Source organism: Roseibacillus ishigakijimensis, assembly GCF_016595415.1.
GTDB classification, from domain to species: domain Bacteria; phylum Verrucomicrobiota; class Verrucomicrobiia; order Verrucomicrobiales; family Akkermansiaceae; genus Roseibacillus; species Roseibacillus ishigakijimensis.
Genome location: NZ_JAENIO010000011.1, coordinates 22,969 through 49,524, shown reverse-complemented (window position 1 = coordinate 49,524; position 26,556 = coordinate 22,969). Strand labels below are relative to the sequence as shown.

20 protein-coding genes are annotated in these 26,556 nt (G+C 57.9%); 6 read left to right on the top strand and 14 right to left on the bottom strand.

Translation table 11 applies throughout. The features are described 5' to 3' along the window. Positions 1–124: 124 nt before the first annotated feature. The 8 genes from JIN78_RS06155 to JIN78_RS06120 form a co-directional block, all read right to left on the bottom strand. Positions 125–652, bottom strand: a complete 528-nt coding sequence (locus tag JIN78_RS06155; protein WP_200391074.1) for an acyltransferase — start codon at positions 650–652, stop codon at positions 125–127. A gap of 187 nt (positions 653–839) precedes the next feature. Beyond that, positions 840–2,123, bottom strand: coding sequence for a lipopolysaccharide biosynthesis protein (locus JIN78_RS06150; protein ID WP_200391073.1), 1,284 nt, complete (start codon positions 2,121–2,123; stop codon positions 840–842). Between the two features lie 182 nt (positions 2,124–2,305). Then, on the bottom strand, positions 2,306–4,393 hold the full coding sequence (locus JIN78_RS06145; protein ID WP_200391072.1) for a polysaccharide biosynthesis tyrosine autokinase: 2,088 nt from the start codon (positions 4,391–4,393) through the stop codon (positions 2,306–2,308). A gap of 54 nt (positions 4,394–4,447) precedes the next feature. Beyond that, complete coding sequence (locus JIN78_RS06140; RefSeq protein ID WP_200391071.1) at positions 4,448–5,515, bottom strand: SLBB domain-containing protein; 1,068 nt, start codon at positions 5,513–5,515, stop codon at positions 4,448–4,450. Positions 5,516–5,547: 32 nt separating this feature from the next. Then, positions 5,548–7,161 (bottom strand): hypothetical protein, encoded by a 1,614-nt coding sequence (locus JIN78_RS06135; RefSeq protein WP_200391070.1) that lies wholly within the window; start codon positions 7,159–7,161, stop codon positions 5,548–5,550. 282 nt (positions 7,162–7,443) lie between these two features. Beyond that, a complete protein-coding gene (locus JIN78_RS06130) occupies positions 7,444–8,364 on the bottom strand; it encodes a hypothetical protein (RefSeq protein WP_200391069.1) in 921 nt (306 codons plus the stop codon). 115 nt (positions 8,365–8,479) lie between these two features. Next, positions 8,480–10,351, bottom strand: a complete 1,872-nt coding sequence (locus tag JIN78_RS06125; RefSeq protein WP_200391068.1) for a M48 family metallopeptidase — start codon at positions 10,349–10,351, stop codon at positions 8,480–8,482. Positions 10,352–10,364: 13 nt separating this feature from the next. Continuing rightward, positions 10,365–10,958 (bottom strand): LemA family protein, encoded by a 594-nt coding sequence (locus tag JIN78_RS06120; RefSeq protein ID WP_200391067.1) that lies wholly within the window; start codon positions 10,956–10,958, stop codon positions 10,365–10,367. Between the two features lie 217 nt (positions 10,959–11,175). Between JIN78_RS06120 and JIN78_RS06115 the strand changes: the two genes are divergently transcribed. Further along, complete coding sequence (locus JIN78_RS06115; RefSeq protein WP_200391066.1) at positions 11,176–11,958, top strand: PEP-CTERM sorting domain-containing protein; 783 nt, start codon at positions 11,176–11,178, stop codon at positions 11,956–11,958. 33 nt (positions 11,959–11,991) lie between these two features. On the opposite strand, the gene JIN78_RS06110 is transcribed toward JIN78_RS06115, so the two are convergent. Together JIN78_RS06110 and JIN78_RS06105 are read right to left on the bottom strand one after the other, a co-directional pair. Further along, positions 11,992–12,435 (bottom strand): cytidine deaminase, encoded by a 444-nt coding sequence (locus JIN78_RS06110; protein ID WP_200391065.1) that lies wholly within the window; start codon positions 12,433–12,435, stop codon positions 11,992–11,994. Then, entirely contained in the window at positions 12,428–13,387 is a 960-nt protein-coding gene (locus JIN78_RS06105; protein ID WP_200391064.1) for a hypothetical protein, read from the bottom strand. The genes JIN78_RS06110 and JIN78_RS06105 overlap by 8 nt, the downstream gene beginning before the upstream one ends. Before the next feature lie 83 nt (positions 13,388–13,470). On the opposite strand from JIN78_RS06105, the gene JIN78_RS06100 reads away from it, so the two are divergent. Beyond that, on the top strand, positions 13,471–15,663 hold the full coding sequence (locus JIN78_RS06100; RefSeq protein WP_200391063.1) for a sulfatase/phosphatase domain-containing protein: 2,193 nt from the start codon (positions 13,471–13,473) through the stop codon (positions 15,661–15,663). Between the two features lie 39 nt (positions 15,664–15,702). Here JIN78_RS06100 and JIN78_RS06095 read toward each other — a convergent pair whose 3' ends face one another. Next, a complete protein-coding gene (locus JIN78_RS06095) occupies positions 15,703–16,227 on the bottom strand; it encodes a hypothetical protein (RefSeq protein WP_200391062.1) in 525 nt (174 codons plus the stop codon). A gap of 182 nt (positions 16,228–16,409) precedes the next feature. On the opposite strand from JIN78_RS06095, the gene JIN78_RS06090 reads away from it, so the two are divergent. From JIN78_RS06090 to JIN78_RS06075, 4 genes are read left to right on the top strand one after another with little or no spacing between them, the layout of a single operon-like run. Next, entirely contained in the window at positions 16,410–16,958 is a 549-nt protein-coding gene (locus tag JIN78_RS06090; protein WP_200391061.1) for a sigma-70 family RNA polymerase sigma factor, read from the top strand. Beyond that, positions 16,955–18,523, top strand: coding sequence for a LamG-like jellyroll fold domain-containing protein (locus tag JIN78_RS06085; RefSeq protein ID WP_200391060.1), 1,569 nt, complete (start codon positions 16,955–16,957; stop codon positions 18,521–18,523). Before JIN78_RS06090 ends, JIN78_RS06085 begins: the two co-directional genes overlap by 4 nt. An 8-nt stretch (positions 18,524–18,531) precedes the next feature. Further along, positions 18,532–21,381: a PSD1 and planctomycete cytochrome C domain-containing protein gene (locus tag JIN78_RS06080; protein WP_200391059.1), complete on the top strand. Its 2,850-nt coding sequence runs from the start codon at positions 18,532–18,534 to the stop codon at positions 21,379–21,381. A gap of 21 nt (positions 21,382–21,402) precedes the next feature. Then, complete coding sequence (locus JIN78_RS06075; protein ID WP_200391058.1) at positions 21,403–22,824, top strand: DUF1501 domain-containing protein; 1,422 nt, start codon at positions 21,403–21,405, stop codon at positions 22,822–22,824. A gap of 24 nt (positions 22,825–22,848) precedes the next feature. Here the strand turns inward: JIN78_RS06075 and JIN78_RS06070 are convergent, their stop codons facing one another. The 3 genes from JIN78_RS06070 to JIN78_RS06060 form a co-directional block, all read right to left on the bottom strand. Continuing rightward, the gene (locus tag JIN78_RS06070; protein ID WP_200391057.1) at positions 22,849–23,838 is read right to left on the bottom strand and encodes an IS630 family transposase; all 990 of its coding nucleotides are present in this window, start codon (positions 23,836–23,838) and stop codon (positions 22,849–22,851) included. Between the two features lie 531 nt (positions 23,839–24,369). After that, a complete protein-coding gene (locus JIN78_RS06065) occupies positions 24,370–25,587 on the bottom strand; it encodes a hypothetical protein (RefSeq protein ID WP_200391056.1) in 1,218 nt (405 codons plus the stop codon). Positions 25,588–25,591: 4 nt separating this feature from the next. Then, complete coding sequence (locus JIN78_RS06060; RefSeq protein ID WP_200391055.1) at positions 25,592–26,326, bottom strand: 3-keto-disaccharide hydrolase; 735 nt, start codon at positions 26,324–26,326, stop codon at positions 25,592–25,594. Positions 26,327–26,556: the final 230 nt, after the last annotated feature.

Below are 26,556 nucleotides of genomic sequence, written 5' to 3'. Positions count from 1 at the left end.
CTGACAGAACGATTGATTTTACACTTGCTTTCCGTTAGGGACCTATATACATATATAATATTTTATCGAACACATTACGGATTTATAGATGATAATTTAATTTAATTAATTTCCGTTTATAAATTTAATCTACTCGTCCTTTGCTTCTGTTAAAATATTTAAATTCTCTGTCTAATTCTGTAACTCTGATAGCGGGAACACCAGAGTATAATCCGGGTTGCCCCTGCTCGCTTTTCCTAAGTAAACTGCTTGCGCCAAGCGCTGATTTATTTGGTAGTTTGGCTCCCCCAAGGATCACACAATTTGTGCCCACAAAGCTATAGGATCCAATTTCCACCGGCGCACAATCCTGACGGTTTTCCCTTAAGCAAATAGAATGCGTAAGAATTTGACTCCTATATCCAGCAATGGTTGCATACTTGCCCAATTTCACTTGATCTGTGCAGTCAATGTGATGACTACGAGTAATAGTCGATTCTTCTTCCATTATAAGCTGGGACTTGCGTTTCAATACGTGCTGAAAATGTTCTTTTTTCTCCACTGAATATCCTGTTATCCAATTCGCCCTCCCAATTCTAGAGCGGGTATCCATTTTCAGCTGATCAAGATTCCCAACAAAATTTAGATGTCCAATAGTCGCACCCTCAGCCAAAACGGCATTTCTTGGATAAACCCATGAGAAGCCTATGCGAGCATTGTAGCTTACCGTATATCCAAACAACCTATTTAGCAGAAAACATCTAATCTTCCAAGGTAGGAACACTAGGAACAATTTTAGAATAATCATAATAATTTTTATGCGGTATTCGAGAAAATGTCAAACCACGCAAACATCAGTATCAAACCATACCTCTGAATAATTTTCTCGTTGATGAAACTATAGTAATAGTCATCAAAATTTCAAAAAGTAGCACGCCATAGCAAAGTGATATCAAACCATCAAATAGCCAGAATTCAAACGCTGCACTCGAGACAAGAAAAATGATAGAGCATATTGAAGCAGTTACATTTACAAACCAGGGTTTCCCTATAGACCTCTGAAACTCAGCAATCACCCACCAAATTGAAAAAGGGACAAGTGACAGGACAAATACATTCCAAGTCACCTTATCTAAATAAAATTTTCCTCCTGTCCAATAAATAAATAATTGATGCCCACCGAAGATAAACATTAAAGACATAACTAGAGACACTGCAAATGCTAAATATGCAGACCGTAATACTAATCTTTTAACTTTGGCATTTTGTCCATTCGACGTCATAACTTGAATCTCAGGATTTATTGTTTGGCTAATTAGCTCTATCGCTTGATGCCCTGCTCTAATAAAAATACGTAACGAACCCCACATTGAAGCTCCAATTGGCCCATATAGTCCGTTAGCCATTAGAATTGAACCCTGAAAGAACACTGCTTGCCAAACTGAACTTAATTGATATCCAGCCCCGATTCCAACTAAAGCTCTAACTTCCTTCAACCTAAATGATTTAACATTGAACAACTTGAACTTTTGTTTCTTCAGCAATGAACAATAGCTGAAAAGCCAAATAATGGACCATAAAAAAATATAGATTGCAAGATCCACAGATGTGGTTTGATTTTGCCAGACAAACAAATATAAACCAATTTCCCCAATGAAGAATATTTGTGTTAGAATGATTCCGATGTAGGCTTTTCTTTTAGAATTCCACCACCCTTGGATAGGCTGTGTAAGGATTCTTACGAAAGCAGCAAATAAGAGACAACAGATTATTACGATATTCTCTGAGCTGTCATCTTCCTTTGATTGGAAAAACGGACAAACTATTAACACTAGTAAAATAACTGCAGTAAAAACAATTAGAATGCTGAAGACGGATGTTGTGAATGTCACAGCATTTTTTTCATCTTCCTTTGTTGATCTAATCGCAATACTTGTAGCCGCCGATGTGCCAATACCTACATTTGATAATTGAATAAATGTTGGTATTGCTGAAATCACAAGCCATTCTCCATATTTCTCGGCACCCCATGCTGAGATTAGAAGCGGCACTGTTAAAAACTGACGTATAGCTAAGATTAGCTTACCTAGGGCAACAGCTAGGAACGTAAAATTCCTATCCGTAATAAGGCGTATTTTTCTCACCTTCAGTATACTCTGTATTCTTAGTTGCGAAGAATTTCTTCCTCAATATGCTCAAATTCCACGCGTCCGCCAGTGGTATAGCTTGATTAAACCTACCAGTAACTAAGCCCATCCTCCACTTACCGATAAATTCGGATTCTGTCCAAAAAATTTGTACTGCTCGGACACCTGTATAGAAGGAATCACTCCCCTTCTCCATAGACCTCGCCGTAGCTGGATCCATAGCCGTAGGCGTAGTAGCCGTAGTAACCTTTTTTACCGAATCCACGACGTTCTTCGTAGCCGTTGAGGACGAAGCCGTGGGGGGTGGAGCCGGTTTGTTCGAGAGTCTTGAGGGCGCTGGAAACGCCGCCACGGGTGGCCTGGTCGGCACGCACCACGAAGAGGCGGTTGTCCACGAGGGGAGCGAGCAGGCGGGTATCGGGAACGGGGAGAATGGGGGCGGTATCGATGACGATGCGGTCGTAGCGAGAGCCGATTTCGGCCAAAAACTTCTTGAGTTTGTCCTGGCTCAGGAGTTCGCCCGGACTGGGGGCCTTGGAGCCAGTGAGGAGGAGGTCGAGATTGGGGTGAATAGGAGCTTCTTGAATCGACTCTTCGAGGGAGTTGACCTCGGCGAGATAGTCGACCAGGCCAGGATGCTCTTTGCGATCCTGGCGGAACAGTTTGTGGAGGGAGGGCTTGCGAAGGTCGAAGTCCACCAGGAGGGTCTTTTGGCCCTGCTGGGCGAAAGCGCTGGCGAGGTTGGCAGCGACGAAGCTTTTTCCCTCAGAGGGACCGGCCGAGAGCACGCTGGTGATTTTACGCTGATCACCCGAGCCCAGCAAGAGGATGGAGGCCCGCAGCACGCGGAACATCTCGAGGTAGTTCTCTTTGGTGTCGTCGTTGAGGAAGAGGAGGCGCTTGTCGAGACCATCCTGGAGGGAATGCCCGGCAGTGGCTTTGTCGGCGACCATCTTGTCCTCGAGCTTGGTGATGGCGGCGATGACGGGAACCCCGAATTGGGACTCGAGGTCATCGGGCTTGTGAAATTTGTTGTCGAGCAACTGGAGGAGGAAAGCCAAGGCCAGGCCCATGGCACCACCGAACATGAGTCCTCCGGCAAGCATGAGGCTTTTGCGGGGAGCGACTTGCACACCCTCGCGGGCAACGGAGTGGACGGAGACCTCTGCCTCGCTGGTATCAACGCCGAGTTCGAGAGTTTCCATCTGGGCCAGGAGAGTCGAGTAGAGAGAGTTCTGGCTGGCAATTTCGCTTTCCAAGACGGTGCGGCGCGCCACGAAAAGGTCGCGGAATTCGTTGAGAGACTCGGTATCGGCGAGTTCGCTTTTGTCGCCCACAAGGTAGGGTTGCCAGTATTCGGCATCGATGGGGTTGTTGATGGCTTTGAGGAGGGCGGCACGGAGCTTGAGGCGGGAATTCTCCAAGTTGCCCTGGGCTTCCTTCATTTTGGGATGGAGGGGGCCGTAGCGGAGGGCCAGGGTCGCCACCTCGGTCTCGGCCTCGCGCAGGGCTTCCTCATATTCGAGAGGGGTATTGTAACTGGCGAGGACGTTCTGGGCTTGCTGGAGGTCGCTCTTGACGCGGTTGGACTCGCCCATGAGATAGGTGAGGTTGTCCTGGGAGCGGCTCGCCTTCTTATCGGAACGCATGGCGAGATACTGGGTCACGAACTCGTTGGCGAGGTGGCGGGCGACATCCGGGTCTTCGTGGTTGATGGTGATATCGATGAGGCGGGTGTTGCGGCGCACTTCCACCGTGAGCCAATCCTGCAGCATTTCAGCCAATTCTTCCTCGGTGAAATCGGAAATGGAGGGAGGCTCAGCGTCGGGATTGCCAATGAGGGGGAGCTCCTTGGGACCGGCGGGGATGAGATTGCGTTCCTTTTGGATTTCGGGAGCCGTCATCACGGCCTGGCAGAGCTCAAGGGTAGTGAAACTGGCGCGAATGGTCTCGAGGGCCTCCTCCTTTTGCAAATCGAAGTCCGCACTATCGCGATCGCCCAGCAATCCGGCATTGTTGTCGCGAACGAGGACGGTGGTGGTTGATTCGAATTGGGGGCTGGCGCGCCAGATGAGAAAGAAGCCGATGGAAAGCCCAATCAGAGTGCAGAGGAGAATCCAGGGCCAACGAACCAAGAGGCGTTCGACCAAGTCACGGAGATTAAGAATACCTTCTCCACCAGTGAATTCGTCTTCGTAAGCCTCGCGAGAATCATCGAGGAGCTCTTTACGATTTTCAAACTGGCGGGCGCGGCTGCGATTTGACATTGGGATGGATTGGGAGGGGGTTGTTGGGAAGGGAGCGACGGGAAGAAGGGAGGCTTAGAAGCGCCGGACAGGGATGGTGACGGTATCGCCGGGCTGCAGGAAGAAGAGGCCGGTCTGCCCTTCTTCCATCTCGGCGACATCGAGGCGGACCGCCTTGCTGACGCCATTGACCTGACGGCTGACCACGACGCGTTTCTTATTGGCGAGGCGGTCGAATCCACCGGCCAGCGAAAGTGCGGTGAGAAGGTCGAGCTTGCCGTCCTTGGGGAAGGCCACCGGACCGGGTCGGCCCACTTCGCCGAGGATGGTGACGAACTCATCGACATACTGGCTTTCGGCCACGGTCACGACGTCGCCAGGGAGGATGGGGAAGGCGGAATCGGAAGGAAGGCTGAGACGGATGACGCGATCGGCGCGCTTGAGTTTGATCAGATTGACATCGGCCTCTTCGGTGACTCCTTGTGCCAAGCCAATGAGGGTCTGGAGTTCGAGGGTGCCGGAAGTCGGGTAAGGGCGTTCGCCGGGAGCCTCCACCTCGCCCACGATGGTCACGGACTTGTTCACAAAGGGGTTGGTGGGAACGTTGATGATGTCGCCATGCTTGAGCATGATGGGATTGGAATCAGCCGCTCCCAGTTGGGCAAAGCCATAGACGAAGGATTGCGAGCCCCGGACGAGCTCGATCTTTTCGGGCTGCGCTTGGGCGGTGAAGCCACCGGCCGAACCCAGGGCGCTGACGAGGTCCAGAGTGGTATTGGCGGGGATTTCCACCGAGCCGGGGTTGAGAACGGCACCCATCACCATCACGCGCTCACTGGCCGCATTGAGAAGGTTGATGCTGATTCGTGGCTCGACCAGGTAATCGCCGCGATAAAGCTCGGCCACACGCTCCTCTGCAGCCCCTAGGCTCATCCCGCCCAGTTTGACCGAGCCCAACAAGGGGAGGGAAGCTTCTCCGGTGGCCGTGAGGCGCACTTCACGGCTCATGTCGGGCTCGCCGAAGACGTTGAGCCGGACTTCATCATTCCCTTTCAGAAGATAGGCTTCACCATTGGAGTCCTGGCCAAGCAAGCTAAGCGGGAGACCCATCATAAAACTGAAAAAGAAAATAAGAGTCTTCATATTTTTTATTACCACTAATCAACCGATAAAGACTAAAAGGCATAATCGAAAGTTACACCAATTTGATTACGACTCCAGGAGGTTTGACCATCACCAGAGCTATAAGCAAGATAGCTGCCAAGTCGGAAGAGATCGTCGAACATTTTCCGTTCGTAGGAAAAGCGAACCCCCGAAAGGGACTGGTCGTCAGGAGTCGGACCGAAACCCTGCAAGGCTTCATACTGGGAGAGAGTGTGGTAGTAGCGAAGGCCAACGAGGGAATCGCCGAAATCGTGTTGCCCCCCAATGGAGAAAGACAAATCGTTGACCGAATAGCGGCTTCCTCCGGGGTCGGGGATGGGCTGATAGAGAAGAGAAAGAGAGAAGCGAGTGAAGTCGGTCCACTGGTAGTTGGCCTGCAAGCGACCTCCCCAACGGGACTCGCCGCCGCCGAGCCGGGTGCTGAGCGAATTCAAGCGCTGCACCGACTGGAGGGCCCACTCTCCTGAGAGCGACCAAGGCAAGAGAGGATCTTCGTAGAGAAAATCAACCCCAAAGGTGAAAGCAGTGTCACTGGAATCGTCGAAATCCTTGTCACTGCGCTCGACTCCAAGGAAGGAGCCCAGTCGCACCACTTCGCTCAATTCATACTGGCCGCGCAACAAAGCCGCCACTGCCGTGGTGCGACCAAAATTATCGGAATCGCTCGAGCCGTAGCGAATGGAAGGTCCCAAGCGCACGAGTGGGGTGAAGCTCCAATAGCCGGTCAATGACGCGATCACACTATCGGCTTCGCGCGAATTGGCGCGATCGTCGCGAAAGCTTCCGTAAGCAAACTCCGCCACCAAAGCGGTCTTCTCGGAGAGATAATATTCCGTATCGAGAGCGAAGGTGAGCAAACGGTCTTCAACCCGTCCCCCCTCAAACCGATCGCTATCTGTTTTTTCCCGGTAACCAGCGAGAGTATTCAACTCGATCACCGCGCCGCTATAGGACAGCCCCACGCCCGCAAGATGATCCACGCTGTTATAATCGGAGTCCTCAAAGAATAACTGCGCAGTGGGAGTATAAGTAAACTTCCCAATCCACAATGCCCCTCCCTCGGGAGCGGAAAGATAACGAAGAGTCGGGCTAATAGAAAAGGAAGTAGCCTGCACTTCATCCTCTTCACTCAAGAGCAGATTCGTGTCGTACTCAAAGACCGTGGCCAAGCTCACCTCCACCTTTTCAAACTCATCGAAAGAAAAATCTTCCTCGGCTCGCTCGGCCTCTTCGAAGGTGAGAGGCCTTTTCTGACTGACTGGCCCGCCTTCAAGGGGAAGAATAACTTCCGAATCAAGGCTGTGCACCGGTTCCGGGAGACGCCCGCCCTCCCCTGAGGTTTCTTCTCCAGCAAGAGCCTCTTGAACGGAAACCTCCTCGGGCAAAACGGAGGGCGGCGGCACTGCATGGGTGGCAAGCTCGCCTGACTCGCTCTGCAATGATGAAATTTGGAGATACTCCTCCAGAGGCAGCTCCACCCCTTCTGCCTGAGCGGAAGAGGAAACGACAGCCACTTCTTCAATCGGCAAACCGGCCTGCTGCCCGTCGACCGGGTTCTCGTCTTGACCCCAAACCTGTGTGAGGCAGAGCGGCAGAAAAAGCAAACTATGGAATCGCAAGGTCATTATGCGTGCCATCGGAGGACGCGGCTTCATCTGTTTTTAACCACTATTTGTCAAGCTACATTAGGAACTTTTCTATTTATATCAACAACTTTGCAATAATTTCATCAATGATTACCGGGAAAATTTTGCTAATAATTATAAAATTTGATTACTAATTCAACTACGACTAAGGTTTACGCAAGGGCGTCGGGAGGACTCCAAAAAATGACGTGGAGAACTCACGATAAGAATCTTGAGACTTACTCCGCCAATGGAGGTTTCACCTCCGGCCGCGTTCTTACCTCAGAACCAGAACCAGAAGATGGGGAGCGGGAGAAGGAGGGCGAGATCGGCGAGAACGCGGAGAAGCCGGGCCGAAAGGGTGACCCGGAAGTGATCGAGCATCAGCAAGGCTGCCGAGGCGACCAACATGGAATAGTAGAAGGGCTTGTGATAGTCATGCCAATAGAGAGCAGCCCACAGCGAGGTCCCGCCGATGAGTAAAAGTGGCAAGCTGAGAAGAAAATCTCGCTGGGGATAATCTTCTCCGGCGGCCTCTTCCCGCTCCCAGAGCTCGATGGCATTGAGATTCATGAGGCAGAGGAAGGCGAAACCGAGAGCCTCGAAGGAGGTGATCATGTCCAGCACGCTCGCATAGGAGTAGAAATGAGCGCCGGCGGCGGTGCCGAAAGCGAAAGTGAGGGCGACCCACCCGTTTTTGAAGAGCGCAAAGTCCATTCCCCGGTTGGAACGGAAGCCGAGGAAGAAAAAGAGAATCGCCATCCCCAGAACAACCATCCCGTGGGTGAGGCTCGCCTGGAGAAAGGCGGCAAAAGAGGCCGGGTAGCCCCGGGGCCAGTCCCAGAGCATGCTGAAGGGCACTCCCAGAAAGAAGCCGACGATGGAGGCCAGAAAAACGAGGGCAGCCAGGGACAGCAAGACCCGGCGGTGACGGTCGTGAAAATGATGCCGGTCCCGGAGCTCCGGGGTGGAGGAGGAGGCATCGCGGATGCGGTCCACGACGTAGATGACCCAGACCAAACCAGCCAAGACACCATAGACAGCCGGATCCTGAACCTCAATGAAGTAGAAGCGTGAAAACATCCAGAGCCACGCCACCGCAACCAGCGGAGCATCGAGGCTCAGCAGGTTGGGCCATTGCCACCAAGGTGTCCGGCTTCTTTCCACGCGGGCCCAATGTCGCCACAACGAAAAGAAACTCAAGTGCGGAGTGCTCGGGGGGACAAAGAGACCCGCCCGCCCCCCCGGGAGAACAAGCAAAAACGGGTCACTCTTTCGTCAAGTCACTACCGGGCAACTGGACGGCGAGATGGTTTTCTCAGCGCTCGCCATGCTCCAGCTCCTCCACCCAAGGGGCCAGCGGGCAGCCAATGCTATCGGCCATGGCTCGCAGCAGCTCGGCCTCGCGGCTGGACAATTGGCCGTCGCTGGCGACGGTGCGGGTGCAGGCCTGCAGGAAGGTGCGCTTGAGAAGGGGGGAGGCCTCCTCGAAACGCTCCAGATGGCGGTTGATCTTGCTCAAGTCAATTTCGCCAGCCGGCCGCAACTGACCGGAAGCGAGAGCAAGCTCGCGCCATCCCTGCTCGAAGGCTTGTGCGGGTTCGGGATTGAGATGGGCAAAGGCGGAGAGCAAAAGCTCGGCCTCGGAACTGAGGTCGCTGATCTGATGATAGCGAATGCGCGGGCTTCCCCGGTGGGCAAAATGACCCGCGAGGTGGTGCTCGATGAGGCGCTGCAGCATGAACTCGAAGATGTCGACCCGGCCATCGCTCGCGATGAGGTCTCGGGACAAGCCAACAAAGCGCTCGTATTCCGGGCGGGAAAGATTGCGCAAAGTGGGCACCGCAAGGTCGATGAGGGCAATCTTGTTGGCGGAATGGGCTTCTCCGAGAGCGCCTTGCCAGCGCAGGGCCAGCTCGGCGGCATCGGGTCCGGCTTTCTCCCGCAGGGTCGCGACTTCTTCCGCACGGAGGGCTTGGTCTTCTGCGAGCAAGAGGCCGAAGACGAGAGCTTGCGCCTCTTCCCGGTGGTGGACGGCCTCCTGCCATTCGCGCGGCAACTCCTCCCGGAGGCGGTGACCTTGGGCCAGATGGACCCGGGCGCTGTCCCCCAGACGACTGGCATCGGCAAAACCCGCCAGGCGAGCATCGCGTTCGCGGCTTGGGGAAGACTCTCTGGCCGCGATGGGGGCGAGGGAACTGGCGGAAAAGTGACCGTCCCAGTCCTTCTGCAAACGACGAATGCGCACCTCCAGAGGAGGGTGGGTGGCGAAGCCAAAGGCAAAGAGCCCACCATTGGCGAAAAAGCAGTGACTGGCCTCCGCCGCCTTGGCAGATTGAATCTTGGAGCCCGCTCCCCCGATTTTTTTCAGGGCTCCGGCCAATCCCTCGGGCTCGCGGGTGAACTGCACCGCCGAGGCATCGGCCAGGAATTCGCGTTGCCGTGAGACCGCCGCCTGGAGAACGCGGGCAAAAAAGGTGCCGATGCCCCCGATGACAAGCAGCCCCAGGCCGACGGCAAGAATGGCCAAGAGGATGGCCCCCGTGCTATTGCCCTCGCGATTGCTGCCATTGACACGGACAAAGCGCAGACTGTGGAGAATCCCCCGCCCCATGATGGTGAGCACGACCAAGCCGAATATCCAGCCAATCAGCCTCATGTTGAGCTTCATGTCGCCATTGAGAATATGAGAAAACTCGTGGGCGATGACTCCTTGCAGCTCGGCACGGTTCAGGAGCGTGAGACAACCGCGAGTGACCCCGATGGCGGCATTGCCGGGTTCGGTGCCAGCCGCGAAGGCATTGATATCGCCCTCCTCGTCCATCACATAGACCTGCGGCACAGGCACCCCAGAGGCGATGGCCATTTCCTCCACCACATTGAGAAGGCGTCGCTCATGGGTCTCGGTGGTCGAGGGATCAACCAGTCGCCCGCCGAGGTCGCGGGCCACCACTCCCCCCCCACCCCGCAGCTGGAGGGCCTTGAACCCGCTGGCGAGTAGGATGAGCCCACCCACGCCCGCCCCGATGGAAGCGGTGAAGGGCAGGGGCAGATTTTCCCCGATGAGAATGGAGAGCCCCCACGAGAGCAGGGCTATGGAGACCACCACCCCGACCACGCAGAAGAGAAAAGCGAAGAGAAGCCAACCGGTCTTCTTGCGGGCCTCGTCCTGGGCTTGAAAAAAGTCCATGGCGGCGAATCGCTTAATCGAACTTCACGTCGACCCGGTCCCGTTCGCCGGGTTCGCTGACCTCAAAGAGAGCGGCAGGACCAAAGTTGAAAAGATTGGCGAAGATGTTGGTGGGAAAACTCTCCCGCTTGGTGTTGTAGGCCGTCACCGCGTCATTGTAAGCTTGGCGCGAGAAACCGACTTTGTTTTCAGTGCTGGTGAGTTCCTCCTGCAATTGCAGCATATTTTGATTGGAACCCAGCTCCGGGTAACTCTCGCTGAGAGCGAAAAGCCGCCCCAGAGTGCCGCCCAGACTGCCTTCAGCGGCTCCCAGGCTCTGCACGCTTTCGGGCTTCTCGGGAGAGGCCCCCGAACGCGCGCTTTCCGCCGCATTGCGCGCCGCAATGACCGCTTCGAGAGTTTCGCGCTCATGTTTCATGAAGCTCTTGGCCGTTTCCACCAGATTGGGAATGAGGTCGTGGCGACGCTTGAGCTGGACATCGATCTGGGCAAACCCATTGCGGTAGCGGTTTCGCGCCTTCACGAGGCCATTGTATTGCGACATCAACCACAGGCCCACGACGACCACGAGGACGATCAGAATGAGAAGAATGATGAGAGGATCCATGGCATGAAAGCTGTCCGAAAAACGGTCCTTTGGCGATTACAAACAGGCGAAAAGGTTCCCATTCGCCAACCCCACTTTCTCTGCTCTCGCCCTTGGCGGCGGACTTCGGAACAATAAATCAATACGAAGTATTGACTTTAGCGATTTTGTTTATGAAAATAATTCCATCAGGATTTAAAATAATCGCAGAATCCAGAGAACCCGTTGTCCATAAACCATGAAATTCACCACAAACAACTCCTTGCAGAGCACTCGTAAACCCCTCGCAATTCTCAGCTCCTTTTTTCTCATCACGGCGGCCCCCTTGCAATCAGCGATCACGCTGGTGGAGGGTTCCTACCAATTTCGGGAAGTCACCTCGGCTTCGGACCTCAGGAATCCGGGAGCCAATCTCATTGCAGCCCATAACTTTACGAGCGAAGCCATCGGAGGGACTACCGTGAACGGGATCCCTTTCACCAATGTTTCCTCCTCTCTCTTCACGGGAGGCTCCCTCTCGAGCAATGCAGGCTCGATCAGTTTTGAAACTGCGACAGCCAACTACAGCGACCACTCGGGATCGGTTCCCGAGTTCAATGACCTTTTCAACGGTCGGACAACCAACGGAGCCACTTCCGGAGGCAACGAAGTGAGGTTAACCTTCACCACTCTAGACCCGAGTCAGACCTACACGGTGCAATTTCTTTTTGGAGGGGCAGATGCCCAACGCACGAACCTGGTCATGATAAACGACGGAAGCGACATCAACAACCGCCTCGGAGGAGCGGAAGAAGCCGCAAGGGTGTTTGGCGGCGGGGACGGCCAGATTCTAGCGGGCATTTATTCCGTAAGCTTCACAGTCACCGACACCAACCCGGTCGTTTTCATGGCGAAACGCAGCGGCCCCGGAGGAGGAGCCGGCATTTTGAACGGTTATGTGCTGAGCGCAGTGCCTGAACCCAGCTCCCTAACCCTCCTGGGACTTTCAGCATTCGCCTTGGCCGTTCGTCGTCGGCCCTGAAGGCAGAATCAATCGCCACCAACCCAAGCCGCCTCACGAGTTCGACAACAAGTGGGCGGGTCCGAAACTCTCCGGCAGTAATTCACCCAAAGTGTGAACCCGTCGCTGTGAATTCTCATCCGACAGGAAAATAAGAGCAGAAGGCCGGGCAAATTCGCGAATCCGCTGGCGACAGGCTCCGCAGGGAGGGCAGAAGTCCCCCTTCCCGCCCACGATAGCTATGGCCGCGATTTCGCGAGCCCCCGCAGTGACCATGGCGGTAATGGCAGCGGTCTCGGCACAGGTGCCGTTGGGATAAGCCGCATTCTCGACATTGACCCCAACATGGATCATGCCGTTTTCGTCACGCAGGGCGGCCGCGACCAGGAAGCGGGAATAAGGCGCGTAGGCCCGGGACTGCACCGCCCGGGCGGCCTCCAGCAGAGCCTCCCCTTCCGGCGGGAGTTCCGTTTCTCCGCCAACAGGAATCTTAGTCATCACTCTCAACGGGAAGGGTTTGGAAGGTCTTGAGAACCTCCTCGAAGCGTTGCTGCCAAGGATCGCGATCCGCAGCCGCCACGGTCGCAGAAAAGTGATAATACCCGTCCGCAGCCGGGATGAGTGCCTGTTGGTGGTAAAGGTCCGTCCCAGCCCGATTGGCGAGAGCATCCAGCACCACCACCGCCTGCCCCCCGACGAGCACGGCGCGAGCTTCCGGCACCGCCGCCAAGGTCAAGTCATCACGCCGGGCCAGGGTGCGTTGGCTCAGCCCGACCCAGTCCCCGGGTGCCTGCCACTCGGGCTCCTGGCGTTGGGAAATGGAGACGAAAGGGTTCCCGGGAGCGGCAGGATCAGGCATCCCGCCATCCTTGGTCAGGACCACCAACTCGAAGGGCACGGGCACGCGCTTGAGGAACTCGCTCTCCGTCACCGTGAAAGGAGGCGGGGTCCCCAGTCGCTTTTGGGAAGCAGCCGTCACCGCCTTGCGCCCTTGCCAAGAGGCACTGAGCACGGCCTCACGGAGGACCTCGCTCATTTCCTTGCGACGATCGGCGGGGTAGCTGCCGTAAACGAGGCGCGTTTCCTCCTCATTGCCGAAAACCCAGCGCCACACTTCGGTGTGGAGTCCGAGCAATTCCGAGCTTTCGAGGAGAAGCCGCCCTTCCCACTCTCCCATTTTGACCACTTCTGCCGAAATGCGTTCGGTAATGCCCACCCGGGGAGCGGTGGGGGCAAATCGCGCCGCATAGACCTCTTCGAAGCCCCCCTCAATAGCCAGACCACCCAACAGGGATTGCGAATGATGCAAGTAAGCCTCCACCACCCCATTGGTTTTGAAATCGGCAGGCAACTCCACTGAAACCCCGGTCTCCGACAGCTGGGCGCGTTCAGCGGAAACCGTTGACAGAAAGGCATAACCGCACAGAAGGAAGAACAGCAAGGTTTTCACAAGAAGCACTCTCTCTTTTCCCCGCAACTTGGCAAACGAAAAAGCTGCTAGGAAATGAGCGATTTTTCCGTAACCTCCTAATGATGCCAAAAACGATTCTATCCCTCGCGGCTCTGGCTCTCTCGGCGGGTTCCCTACTCGCTGCCGAACGCCCGAACATTCTCTTCCTCTTCTCCGACGACCACGCCACCGAGGCCATCTCGGCCTATCCGGGCGGACGGCTGGACGAAATCGCTCCCACTCCCCAGATTGATCGCTTAGCCAAAGAAGGCCTGCTCTTCGAAAACAGTTTCTGCGCCAACTCCATCTGTGGCCCTTCGCGCGCCTGCATTCTCACCGGAAAGCATTCCCACCTCAACGGCTATCTCGATAACAACACCTCCCGCTTCGACGGTCACCAGCAGACCTTCCCCGTCCTCTTGCAGGAAGCGGGCTACCGCACGGTGATGGTCGGCAAATGGCACCTGGGCACCGATCCGGTGGGCTTCGACCACTGGGAAGTCCTGCCCGGCCAGGGCTCTTACTACAATCCCGACCTCAAGCAGATGGACGGGAAGATGAAGCGCTATCCCGGCCACTGCAACGACGTGGTCACCGAGATCGCGCTCGACCAACTGGGCAAGGCCAGCGAGTCCGGAAAGCCCTTCCTGATGATGGCGCAATACAAGGCCCCCCACCGCAACTGGGCCCCGGCGGAGCGGCATCTCACTCTTTTTGACGACGTCACCCTGCCCGAGCCCGACACCTTGTTCGACGACTACGCCAACCGTCATGAAAGCCTCAAGGAGCAGACCATGAGTCTCAAGAATGACATGTATTGGGGTCACGACATGAAGTTTCATGGCGAAAACCGCTTTCCCAAGTATTTTGCGGATGGCATTCCCAATGGCGAATACCGCCGCATGACCGAGGAGCAGAAGAAGGCCTGGGATGCGGCTTATGGGCCCAAGAATGAGGCCTTCTTGGCCAAAATGGAGGCGGGCGAGCTCAGCGACGAAGACATTCTGCGTTGGAAGTATCAACGCTATCTCAAGGACTATCTTCGCTCCATTCGCAGCATGGACGAAGGCATCGGACGCATTCTGGACGAGCTGGAAGCCAAGGGTTTGGCCGAGAACACCATCGTCATCTACTCCTCCGACCAGGGATTCTACCTCGGCGAGCACGGTTGGTATGACAAGCGCTGGATGTTTGAGGAATCTCTTGAAATGCCTTTCCTCATCCGCTGGCCCGGTGTGATCCAGCCCGGCCAGATCAGCCAGACTCTCATTCAGAATATCGACTACGGCCCGACCTTCCTCGACTGGGCGGGGGCCGAGATTCCCGCCGATATGCAAGGCCGCTCGCTGGTGCCGGTGCTGAAAAACCAGGGGCAGGCTCCCGAGGGCTGGCGCGAGGACATTTACTACCGCTACTACGGAGAGCGCACCCATCAGGTCGCGGCCCACGACGGCATCCGCACCGAGCACTTCAAGCTTATGTATTTTCCCGACAACGATCAATACAACCTCTTCGACCTCGTGAATGATCCCCAGGAGATGAAATCACTGCATGACGAGCCCGCCTACGCGGAAATCCTTGGCAAGTTGAAGACCCGGCTCGCGAAAGTGCGGGATCAATACCGGGCCAGCTCGGCCGTCATTCCCACCCACCGGCTGGAGCAAGATTGGTGGAAGAAGCGGCACGCCGCCAAGAACAAGCAAGCGGCCCAGGGAGGCCACGATTTGATTTTCATCGGCGACTCCATCACCCAGGGCTGGGAAGGAGTGGGTCAGGCCACTTGGGAGAAATTCTACGGACCCCGCAAGGCTCTCAACCTCGGATTCTCCGGCGACCGCACCGAGCACGTGCAATACCGGCTCAACAATGGCAATCTCCGCAACCAACAGAATGCCAAGGCAGCCGTCATCATGATCGGCACCAACAACACGGGCCACAACAAGCAGGACCCGGTGGAAACCGCCGACGGCATTTCCCGCATCGTCTCCGATGTGCGGGCCCGCTGCCCTCAAGCCCGGATTCTTCTTCTCGGGGTCTTCCCGCGCGACGAGCACCCCGAGGGCGAGATGCGGAAGATCAACGAAGCGATTAACAAAAAAATCGCCGCGCTGGGCGAAGGGAAGAACGTCCATTTCCTCGACATCGGCGAGGTTTTTCTAGCAGAGGACGGCCACTTGCCCAAGAGCATCATGCCGGACTCCCTCCACCTCAACGAGGAAGGCTACCAGCGCTGGGCAGAAGCGATTGAGCCCAAGCTGAAGGAATTCGGCTTGTAATTGTTTACCACAACCACCTCTGACAAGTTCCGGGATTCTTCAGGGAACCCGGAACTTGTGGGGCATCTCCGCCACGGGCAGGAGAGAACCATCCGGACGCTGATTGGCCGGATCGCGCTCATCGTAGACCAAGCGCCCCGATTCCACTCCCCGCACATCCACCATGCGGTGGTTGAAGGGCTCCAGGACATGGCCCTCACGACCGGGCACCGGGATGGCATAGCGATAGTCCACCTGGGTGGAGCTCAGCCCCGGCAGATCGGCTGCCGACACCTCACTACCAGCGGCCGCCGGATTGCCCGGCGCACTACCTCCCGAACCGACCCCCGCAGGCCCCCGGCGCTGAAGCGGCGCGGAGGGCACCTGTCCCACCGAGCCGGCCGCCTGGGCCGCCTGTCGCTCACGAATGGTGCGCATCTGCCCGCTGGTCAACCGGGGATCCGACGTCTGGGACTGACGAGGCCCGCTCTGAGGAGCAAGAGGCTCGCGCACCCCCAGCGGGCCATTCCCGGAGTAAGGAGCCACCGGAGCACACGAAACAATCACCCCGGTCGCCACTGGCATCAGTATCCATTTTACTCTCATCCTCATCGCTGGTCTGGATTGGACGAAGGAATGCGCCCTTTAGTCAATCCTGCGGGCCTCTTTTTTGCCACAATTTCCCTTCCCGGGCTCCCGGGAGGGAAAAACTTTCCAAAAAATGTTAACCTCGCGCCGCCGAACGACATTTCCCCTTGTCAGCCCTGATGGAAAAGTCGTCTCCAGAACCTCATCCCGACAGCGCGGAGTTCGTGGCCCTGCTCACCGAACACCAGAACGCCCTGCGGCTCTATGTGTCCTCGCTGATGCCGGGGCAGAGCCAGGCTGCCGATGTCGCCCAGCAGGCCAATGCCACCATCTGGAAGCGCCAGGGAGACTTTGCCAGCGGCACCAACTTCAAGGCCTGGGCCTTTGCCATCGCCCGCTACGAGGTGCTCAATTTTCGCAAGAAACAAGCCCGCGATTCCCGCCTCGTCTTCAGTGAAGAACTGGAAGAAGTCTTCGCGGAAGAAATCGCGGAAAAAAACGATGATTTGCAAGAGCGGCAACTAGCCCTCCAGGACTGCCTGCGACGCCTGAAAAGCACCGAGCGCGAGCTCATTACGAGCCGGTATTACGAGCAGGGCACCCTCGCCGAATACGCGGCCCGCATCGGACGCAGCGTAGGCGGCCTCAAGGTCTCACTGCACCGGGTGCGCTCCAAGCTGCAGCTCTGCATCGAGAAAAAACTCACCCAGCCCCCCACCCAATCATGACCCCCAGCGAATTGACCGCCCTCATCGACAGCGTCCTCGATGGCGCTTGTAGCGAAGCCGACTTCCTGCGCCTGGAAGCCGAGCTGCACGTCGATGCCCGCGCCCGGCAGCTCTACTACGAACGCCTGCAATTGCACGAAGCGCTCACCCAGCAGGCCGGGCACGAGGAATCCCGTCCGGCGACGGACAAGGTCGTGGCCCTACCCTCGCGAGCCAATCCGCGCCGCTGGCTTTGGGGTGGCGTGGGGGCAGCCGCCGCAGCCTCCCTGGCTCTCCTTCTCCTCCCCCTTGGCGAGCCCCCCGCCGACCCCGGTCTGGCCCGCGCGCACGATGAGGCCGTGGCCAGTGGCTTCGGCGTGTTGGCGGAATCCTCTGACGCGGTCTGGGCCAGCCGGGTTCTTGCCCGCGGCGAACTTCTCCCCACCGGCCCCCTCCAGCTCACTTCCGGGCTCGCCAAGCTGGAGCTTTTCAGCGGGGTGCAAGTGATCCTGGAGGGCGAGGCCGAATTCGAGATTCACTCCGCGATGGAGATGACCGTTCACCGTGGCAGATTGCAGGCCCACGTGCCCGAGCCCGCGCAGGGCTTCCGCGTGCGCACGGCCTCGGGGGAAGTGGTCGACCTCGGCACCCGCTTCGCAATGAACATCACCCCCGAGCACCATGATTTGCAGGTGCTGGAGGGGGAAGTGGAGTGGCACCCCCACGCCGCGCCAATGGAGAATCTCCTTGATGGCGAAGCCCTGCGCTGGACGGGCGGGCAACGGGGCGAGCTACCCCGGACCGTGGACCTCTTTGCAAAAATCGTCGACTTCGAGCAGGGCAGCGAACGGCGCCGCCAAGCGTGGGAAGAACACAGCGACGGGCTGCGGAATGACCCCCGCCTCCTCGCCTACTTCACCAGACCAGGCAGCGAGCGCGGCAATCGCCAGCTCCCCGACCAATCTCCCCACGGACGCCATGGCACCATCGTGCGCGCCTCCCGGGTTCCCAACCGTTGGGGGGAAAGCGATCGTGCCCTCGACTTCGGCCCCACCGGCAGCCGCGTGCGCCTGCAGGTCCCCGGCCAGCACGAAGCCCTCACTCTTTTTTGTTGGCTGCGCATCGATAGCCTGGACCGCCATTACAATTCCCTTTTCCTCACCGACGGCCACGAGCTGCATGAGCCCCATTGGCAAATTCTCGCCGACGGACGCTTGTTCTTTTCCGTCAAGGCCTACGATCCCCCGGCCAAGGCCCACAAGCACATCGCCCACTCCCCGCCCATCTGGACCCCGGCCCAGAGTGGCCAGTGGATGCAAATCGCCACCGTCTACGACAGCCATCGCCAGACCACCACCCACTACCTCAATGGCCAGGCCATCAGCGAAGACCATCTGCCGGAGGAAATGGTCGTCAAAGCCGTCAAAATCGGAGCCGCCTCCATCGGCAACTGGAGCGAGCCCTACAGTCAGGACCCCGACTTTGCAGTCCGCAATCTCAACGGCGCCATTGACGAATTCGCTCTCTTCGCCACCGCCCTCAGCGCGGAGGAAATCAAAAATCTCTACGAAATCGGCAAACCCTAATCCATTCCATGAAAAAGCACCCCCTTTCCGCCCTCCTGGCCCTCCTAGCCCTCTCCTCCAGCGTGCACGGAGAGTTCACCGAGCAGGAACGCCACTTCACCATCAATGTCCTTCCCGTCCTCAGCGAGAAGTGCTTCGGCTGTCACGGCGACCCCAATCAAAAGATTAAGGGCGGACTCGATATGAGCTCCCTCGAAAAACTCCTTCACGGAGGTGACAACTTCACCGACGTGCTCGTGCCCGGCGATCCCGCCGCCAGCTTCCTCATGAAGACAGTGCGCTGGGAGGACCCCGACTATGAGATGCCACCCAAAGAGAACGATCGGCTCGACGACCGGCAGATCGCGGACCTGGAACAGTGGATCGCGGACGGCGCGCCCTGGCCCGAAGAGAGTGTGCAGGAGGAAATCTTTCTCGCTGAACGGGAACGCAAAGTAACCGCTGCTGGGGTGCTCATTGAAAACTCCGGAGGCCTCGCCGATACCTGGACCTACCGTCGCTACAATCCCCAGGACATCTGGGCCTTCTTGCCCCTCGACCGCAGCATCACCCCCTCCCCCGAATCCCCCCATCCCATCGATTCCTTCATTCAGGAAAAACTGACGGAAGCCGGCGTCGAGAAAGCCCCGCCCGCTGATCTGCGCACCCTGATCCGCCGGGCGAGCTACGACCTCACCGGTCTGCCCCCCACGCCGGAGGAAATCGCAGATTTCCTCGCCGCCTCGGAGAAAAACCCCACCAAGGCTTGGGACGACCTCATCGACCGCCTCCTCGCCAGCCCCCACTACGGGGAACGCTGGGCCCAGCACTGGCTGGATGTGGCGCGCTATGCCGACACCGGCGGCATGTCCAATGACTTCGAGCGCTCCAACGCCTGGCGCTATCGTGACTACGTGATCCGGGCCTTCAACGAGGACAAGCCCTACAACGAGTTCATCGTGGAACAAATCGCCGGAGATGAACTGGCCGACAACTCCCTGCGCAAGCGCGTGGCCAACGAGAAGGAATTCGAAAAAGCCCGCCGCGAAGGCCTCTACAACGAGCAGGAGAGCGAATGGCTCGTCGCCAGCTCCTTCCTCCGCTCCGGCCCCTGGGATCCCGCCATGGTGATGGCCCCCGAGGCCCGCCAGCTCTACGTCGACGATGTCGTGAACTCGGTGGGGCAGACCTTCCTCGCCACCACCATGCGCTGCTTCAAGTGCCACGACCACAAGTTCGACCCCCTCCCCACCCGCGACTACTACCGCTTCTACGCCGTCTTCGCCGCCACCCAGCTCGCCGAACGCCGAGCCCCCTTCCTCTCCTCGGAAAACCGTGCGGGCTTCGAGGAAGGCAAGCAATTGGTCACCCGGCTCCTGAACTACGCCACCGAAAAGCGCGACGAAATCCTCGCCAAGCAGGAAGAGGCCGCCCGCCAGTGGTATCAGGAAAACAAGCTCCCCTATGTCAGCCTGGAAGAACGCAAGGACATGGCTGACGAGGTCAAGCCGCCCCGCCACGTCGGGCTCGACTACGACGAACAGGGCAAACTGAAAGTGCGCGAGCAGGATGTCTGGATTTGGGAGCGCCGCCAGGAGCGCTACCAGCCCATGGTGCAATCCGTCTACAACGGCCCCGACCCCGGCTTCCTCAATGCCCGCAAGCTGCGCCTCAAGCCCAACAACAAGCCCAAGGACTGGAAACCCGAGCACTTCATCTTCAGCGGTGGCGCCTACCAGGCCCCCGGCGAGAAGGTCACCCCCGGCGTGCTGAGCCCCCTCGGCCTGCCCACCCCCACGGGAAATGCGGAAGATCCCTACAAAATCCCAGAGAGCATCGACGGCCGCCGCCTCGCCCTCGCCCAGTGGATCGCCCACGAAGACAATCCCCTCACCGTCCGTTCCATCGTCAACCGCATCTGGCAACAACACTTTGGCAAGCCCATCGCCGGAAACCCCAATAACTTCGGCGTGAAAGGAGCCAAGCCCACCCACCCCGAGCTCCTCGACTGGCTGGCCGCCGACTTCGTGGAAAATGGCTGGCAATTCAAACGCCTCCACCGCCTCATCATGTCTTCCGAGACCTACCGCCAGGCCTTCAGCCACCCCCACTACGAGGAACTGGAGACCATCGATCCCAACAACGATCTTTTCGCCTACTACCCCGTGCGGCGGCTCACTGCCGAGGAGCTGCGCGATGGTATGCTGAAGATCACCGGCGAACTGAACCCCACCCAAGGCGGACTGCCCGTGATGCCCGAAATCAATATGGAAGTCGCCCTGCAGCCGCGCATGATCCAGTTCTCGCTGGCCCCGGCCTACCTGCCCTCGCCCACCCCCGAGCAACGCAACCGCCGCAGCATCTACAGCTACCGTGTGCGCGGCATGGCCGATCCCTTCCTGGAAACCTTCAACCAGCCCAATCCCAATGACTCCTGCGAAATGCGGGATTCGGCCTCGGTTTCCCCGCAAGCCTTCACCCTCATGAATAGCGACCTGATGACCGATCGCTCCATCGCCTTCGCCCTCCGCCTCGAGCGCGAAGCTAGCAACCCGGTCGGCCAAATCGAGCGCGGCTTCGAGCTCGCCCTCGGCCGCTCCCCCCGCAAGGAAGAGCTGGAGATGATGAAAAGTTATCTCCAAGAGATGCGCGCCTACCACCAGACCTCTCTTCCCGCAGAAAAGGTCTATCCCACCGCCATCACCCGCACCCTCATCGAGGAATTTTCAGGACAACCCTTCCAATATGAGGAAATCCTCCCCGTCTTCGAAGATTACACCCCGGACACCAAAGCCCACGAGGTGAGCGCCGAGACCCGTGCCCTCGCCGACTTCTGCTTGGTCCTCTTTAATAGCAACGAATTCGTGCACGTTTACTAAACCCACAACTCCCACTCCATCATGATCACTCCCCTTTGCTCCCGCCCCATCGCCACCCCCTTCAGCCGCCGAGAGTTCCTCTACGGCCTCGGTGCCAGCCTCGGCTCCGTCGCCATGACCGACCTCCTGGCCAAGGAAGCCGCTAAAGGCATCAATCCCCTCGCCCCCCAACCCGCCATGTCCACCCCCAAGGCCAAAAACGTCATCATGCTCTTCATGGAAGGCGGACCCGGCCACATGGACACCTTCGATCCCAAGCCAAAGCTACAGGAACTCCATAAAAGCGAATCCAAACTCACCGCCGGCCTCGAGACCGGCTTCAAATTCTTCGTCGGCAGCCCCTTCGGATTTAGCAAAGTCGGCCAATCCGGTATCGAGATGTGCGACGAATTCCACTATCTGCGCGACCCCGAAATCGTGGATGAATTCTGCAACTACCGTGGCTGTCAGGCCGAATCCCTCAACCACCCGGAAGCCCTTTTCCATATGAATACCGGCAGCCGACTGGGAGCCGATCCCGCTCTCGGCGCCTGGGCCACCTACGGTCTAGGTAGTAGCAATGCCAATCTGCCCGGTTACGTGGTCCTCACCGAGAACGCCCTCCCCCAGGGCGGATCGCGGAACTGGTCCAACGGCTTCCTGCCCGCCTATCACCAGGGCACCACCCTGCGGCCCGTAGGCGCCCCCATCCTCGACCTGCAATCGCAAGATTACAAGAACCGGGCCCACCAACGCGCCGCTCTCGACGCCCTCGGCTACCTCAACAAGGAGCACGCCCTGCAGCACCAACAACATGCCGACCTCGCCGCCCGCATTGAGTCCTACGAGCTCGCCTATCGCATGCAAATGGAAGTGCCCGAGGTGGTCGATATCGAGGGCGAGCCCCAATACATGCGCGAGATGTATGGCCTTGATGACAAGGAGACAGCGGACTTCGGCCGCCAGTGCCTCCTGGCCCGCCGCCTCGTCGAGAAGGGCACCCGCTTCGTGCAAATTTTCTCCGGCGGATGGGATAGCCACGACTACCTCGAGCGCGGCCACCGCTCCCGCATCCGGGCTGTGGACAAACCCATGGCCGCCCTCATCAAGGACCTCAAGCAACGCGGCATGCTGGAAGACACCCTCGTCATTTGGACAGGGGAATTCGGCCGCACTCCCGACAACAACAAACGCGGCGGCGTCTACTCCCTCGGCCGTGGCCACAACGCCAATGCCATGACCATGATGCTCGCCGGAGGCGGGGTGAAAGCCGGCAGCATCGTAGGAGCCACCGACGAACTGGGCGCCGAAGCCGTCGATGTCAAACACCCCATCCGCGACTTCCACGTCACCCTCCTCCACCTCCTCGGGCTCGATGACAACAAGCTCACCTACTTCCACGCCGGCCGCTACAAGCAGCTCAGCCAATTCGGTGGCAAAGTCATCCCCGAGCTCATCGGATAGACCGTTTTTCAAAAGTCCGTTCGTTTATGGGGAGTGGGTGTTGCAGACTGACTGAAGAGTTTCTGGTGTGCTGAGGAGGCTTCGGATTGAGGCCTCAAGCTTGTCGGCTAGTTCGAGGCCGCTCTTTGTTAGAAATCCCGCGAGATAGTGGCTTTTGAGGTGTTGCCAGAGTCTTTCGATGGGATTGAAGTCGGGGCTATAGGGAGGGAGAAATCTTGGTTTGATATGGTGCCAGTTCAGCGACTTGGATTTGTGCCAACTGGCGTTGTCGAGGACTAGCCAAACGTCTTTCTCCTCGTCGGGAACTTCGCGGGCCATGGTGTCGAGAAACGCCTGAAAGACCTTAGTATCGTTGTGCGGCACAATCAGGCTGACGAGCTGTCCGGTGGCGGGCTCGACAGCTCCCACAACGTTCTGCCGGATGTGCCCTCCATAGTATCCCTGGGTGGGACGGGACCCTCTTTTGACCCAACGTTGCCGGGGGCGAGGGTCGCCTTCGAATCCGGCTTCATCTCCGAAAAAGACCCGGGTATGTGGGGCTTCAAGCAACTCAAGAAGTTCGTTTGCAAAGGCTTCACGCTGGTTTTGCCACTGTTCTCGGTCCGGAGGTTCGGGCATTGGCCGTGGAATCCGACGAGCATAGTCATGCTCGTGAAGGTAGCGCACGAGGGTGGAGTAGCTGAGCTCAAGCGCCTTCTCGTCGCGTAAATAGCCGCAGAGCTTCACTGCGGTCCAGTGATCCTGCCCGGCTTTCTGGGGCTCATCAATGAGCGGGATGATTTGTTGTCGCACGGACTCGGGCGGAAGAACACGGGGCCGGCCCGATCGAGGCTTGTAGGTGATGCCATCAATTCCTCGTTCGTTGAAGGTTTTGATCCATTTTTGCAAGCAGCGCTCGCTGACGGCATTGTGCGCGAGGGCGAGTTCAAAACTGGCCCCACAAAGAAGCAGGTGAATGGCGTTCAGACGCTTTTGGGCCTTCTGATCCGGGCAGCAATCAATGGCGACTCTCAACTCTTCGAGTGAGCAGCTTTCGATTGCGGGGAGTTGTCGTGACCTTCCGATTACAGAGTCTCTAATAAGCTTGAAATCAGTACCAGTCTTTTCTGCGTTTTTACGAACAAACTTTTGGAAAATGCTCTAAAACTTTTCAGCCCAAGTGGCACCGTCCTTATCCTTCCGTCTTTGGGGTAAGCTGTTCTTTGAAATCGCGAGTGCTGTGGTGCCGCCCCGAACCCGAGGGCGCGCTCGCAGACCAACCAGCCCAAGGCAAAAATTGCCTTATCGCGGCTCGGGAGGCCATTGCCTGCAACGCTAATCGAGCCACGCTCGCAACCTGCGGCACAAACCTTTGGAATGCAATCGTCGCGAGCACCCGCTCGCGCAGCCCCCGCGATTTCAAAAAGCTTCAGACGGGTCACTTAGCAGGACCGTCTGCATTACCCAGGGCGCCCGCAGCCCCCGCAATTTCAGACAGCGCCGTCGCGTGACGAAATTGCCCGACAAGAGAGGGCCGCCCGGATCCTTTGCCAAGCCGGGATGAGGCTAAGTAGCCTGTTTCCCCCGCCCGCAAAAAAGCATGAGGGGAAGGAAGACGAGAAGGGTTTCCCAGCGGGCGAGGGTGAAGAGGCTGAGGATCTGCCCCCCGTCGAAGAGGCAGGCGGTGAGACCAAAGATGAAGAGGGGCCACTCCCGCGCCCGACAGTGCCGCCACCCGACGACGAGAAGAAGTCCGCCGAAGACAAGGCTGGCCGGAAGGCCGTAGCCCACGAGCTGCCCCAGATAGGCATTGTGGGGATGATGCACCAGCCAGCCCAGAATCTCCGGAGGCAGCTGCCCCACCGTCCCCTGCCCGACCCACCAGTCCCAGCCCTTTAGTTGGGACAGATAAGTCTCGTAAATCGTGAGACGTCCCGCCGAACCACGGGCGACCATCTCACCCTCGCTCTGCCCGGCAGCAGCCGCCAAGGCCCAGTAGAAGAAAAACCCGCCCCCCATCAGGATGAGGGTGGGTCCGGTAACAACGGCGCGCTCCCGCAAGGGGTGGAGAGGCCCCCGCCCCAGGGCCGCGCACCCGGCGGCGAGGCCGGCCAGGAGCGCTCCCCGCGACTCGGTGGCGGACAGGGCGAAGGACAGGGTGAGCAGAGCGAGGGCTTTTGCCCCGCGCAAAAACCCGTTTTCTCCCCAAGGGACGAGAGCGGTGACGACGAGGGCATAGCCAGCGAGGAGGCCGGTGGTGACGGCATTGAAGCCGGGTTCGTAGCGCCAGACGAGGCGAAAGCGCTGCTCGGAGAAACCGTAGTCGAGGTAAAATAGGACGAGACTGCAGGCGATGGCAAGGGTCGCCACGAAGATGACGGCGCAGCCGAGACGGCGCAGGGCCCCGGGCTCGCGCTGGAAGAGGGCGAAGCTGGTGAGGAGGATGAGGGCCAGCACGAAATCGCGTCCGCTCCCCGGACCGCCCCACCAGTCGCCGCCTCGAATGCCAGTGATCCAGAATTGCCACTCGAGGAGGCCGAGCAGAACGAGCAGACAGCCATTCTCCCGCCAGCCTCCCCGATACCACTCCTGCCACAGGGCCCAGACCCGGTCGGCATTGCAAGCAAAGGCGGGCAGCAGGACCCACTGCAGCCACAGATCATGCTCCCAGCGCCCCCGGCACCACCAATAGCCGGTGACCCAGCCCAGGAGAGCGATTTGCAAAAAAAGACCGCGCCATTCGGAAAGACTCCGGGAGCGGAAGGATTGGGCCAAAGTCGACACCCGGTTAAAACTCGCGGATCTGCAGCTTGCGGAAGGACACCCGGTCGCCATGGTCTTGCAACATCAGGCGGCCTTTCGCGTTGACCCCAAAGCCGGCGTTCTTCGCATATTTGCTCTTCTGGAAGCGCTCTTTCCACTCGGCTGAAGGAATCTCGAGCGTCATCACTTCCTCGCCGTTGAGGAAATGCCGCACCACCCCCTCCTTGACCATGATGCGGGATTGGTTCCATTCGCCGACTGGCTTCAATGGCTTGTCGGCCCGGGCAGGCTTGAGATCATAGAGTGCGGCGGTCTGCCGGTTGCCTCCGTTCTTGCCATCGGGATGCTTGTCATCATCGAGGAGCTGATACTCCAGGCCGAGGAGGGCCTTGCCAAAGCGAGCAACACGGTATTTCACCCCCGAATTGCCGCCCTCGCTGATGCGCCACTCGAAGGCGAACTCGAAGTCGCCATATTCCTTGGCACTGTAGAGATCGCCCGCCAGGAGGGATTGGCGGGTGAGCACACCTTTTTCCGCCAGCCAGCGGCCCTCTGCCACCTCTTTCCCATCGGCTTTGGTCCAGCCGGCGAGGGTCTCGCCATCAAAGAGAGAGGTCCAGGCGACGGCTTCCTCTTCAGCGGAAAGCCAGGCAGTCCACCCCACGAACAAGAGAATCAGTCCCATTTTCATCATCAGGCCCAGTTTACGTGCCTTGCGGAGGAGAACGAGCACAAGATTCTGGAAAAAAGCGTCACTCAATTTGTAGAAAAAGCAGGAAAATGGCCTCTCCAGAGAAGATTGTTTGATTTCTGAAAAAGGCGAGACAAGTATCCGGTTGCTAAAAATGTTGGAAGAGGGAACGGCGACGTTTTCTCATCCGCAGGCAATCCACTGGGCTCCCGGATTGGTCTCCGGGAGCCTTTTTTGTGCACAAAACCCTCAGAGAAAACCATTAACTCTTCTTCGGAAAAGTAAGCGAACACTTTTCT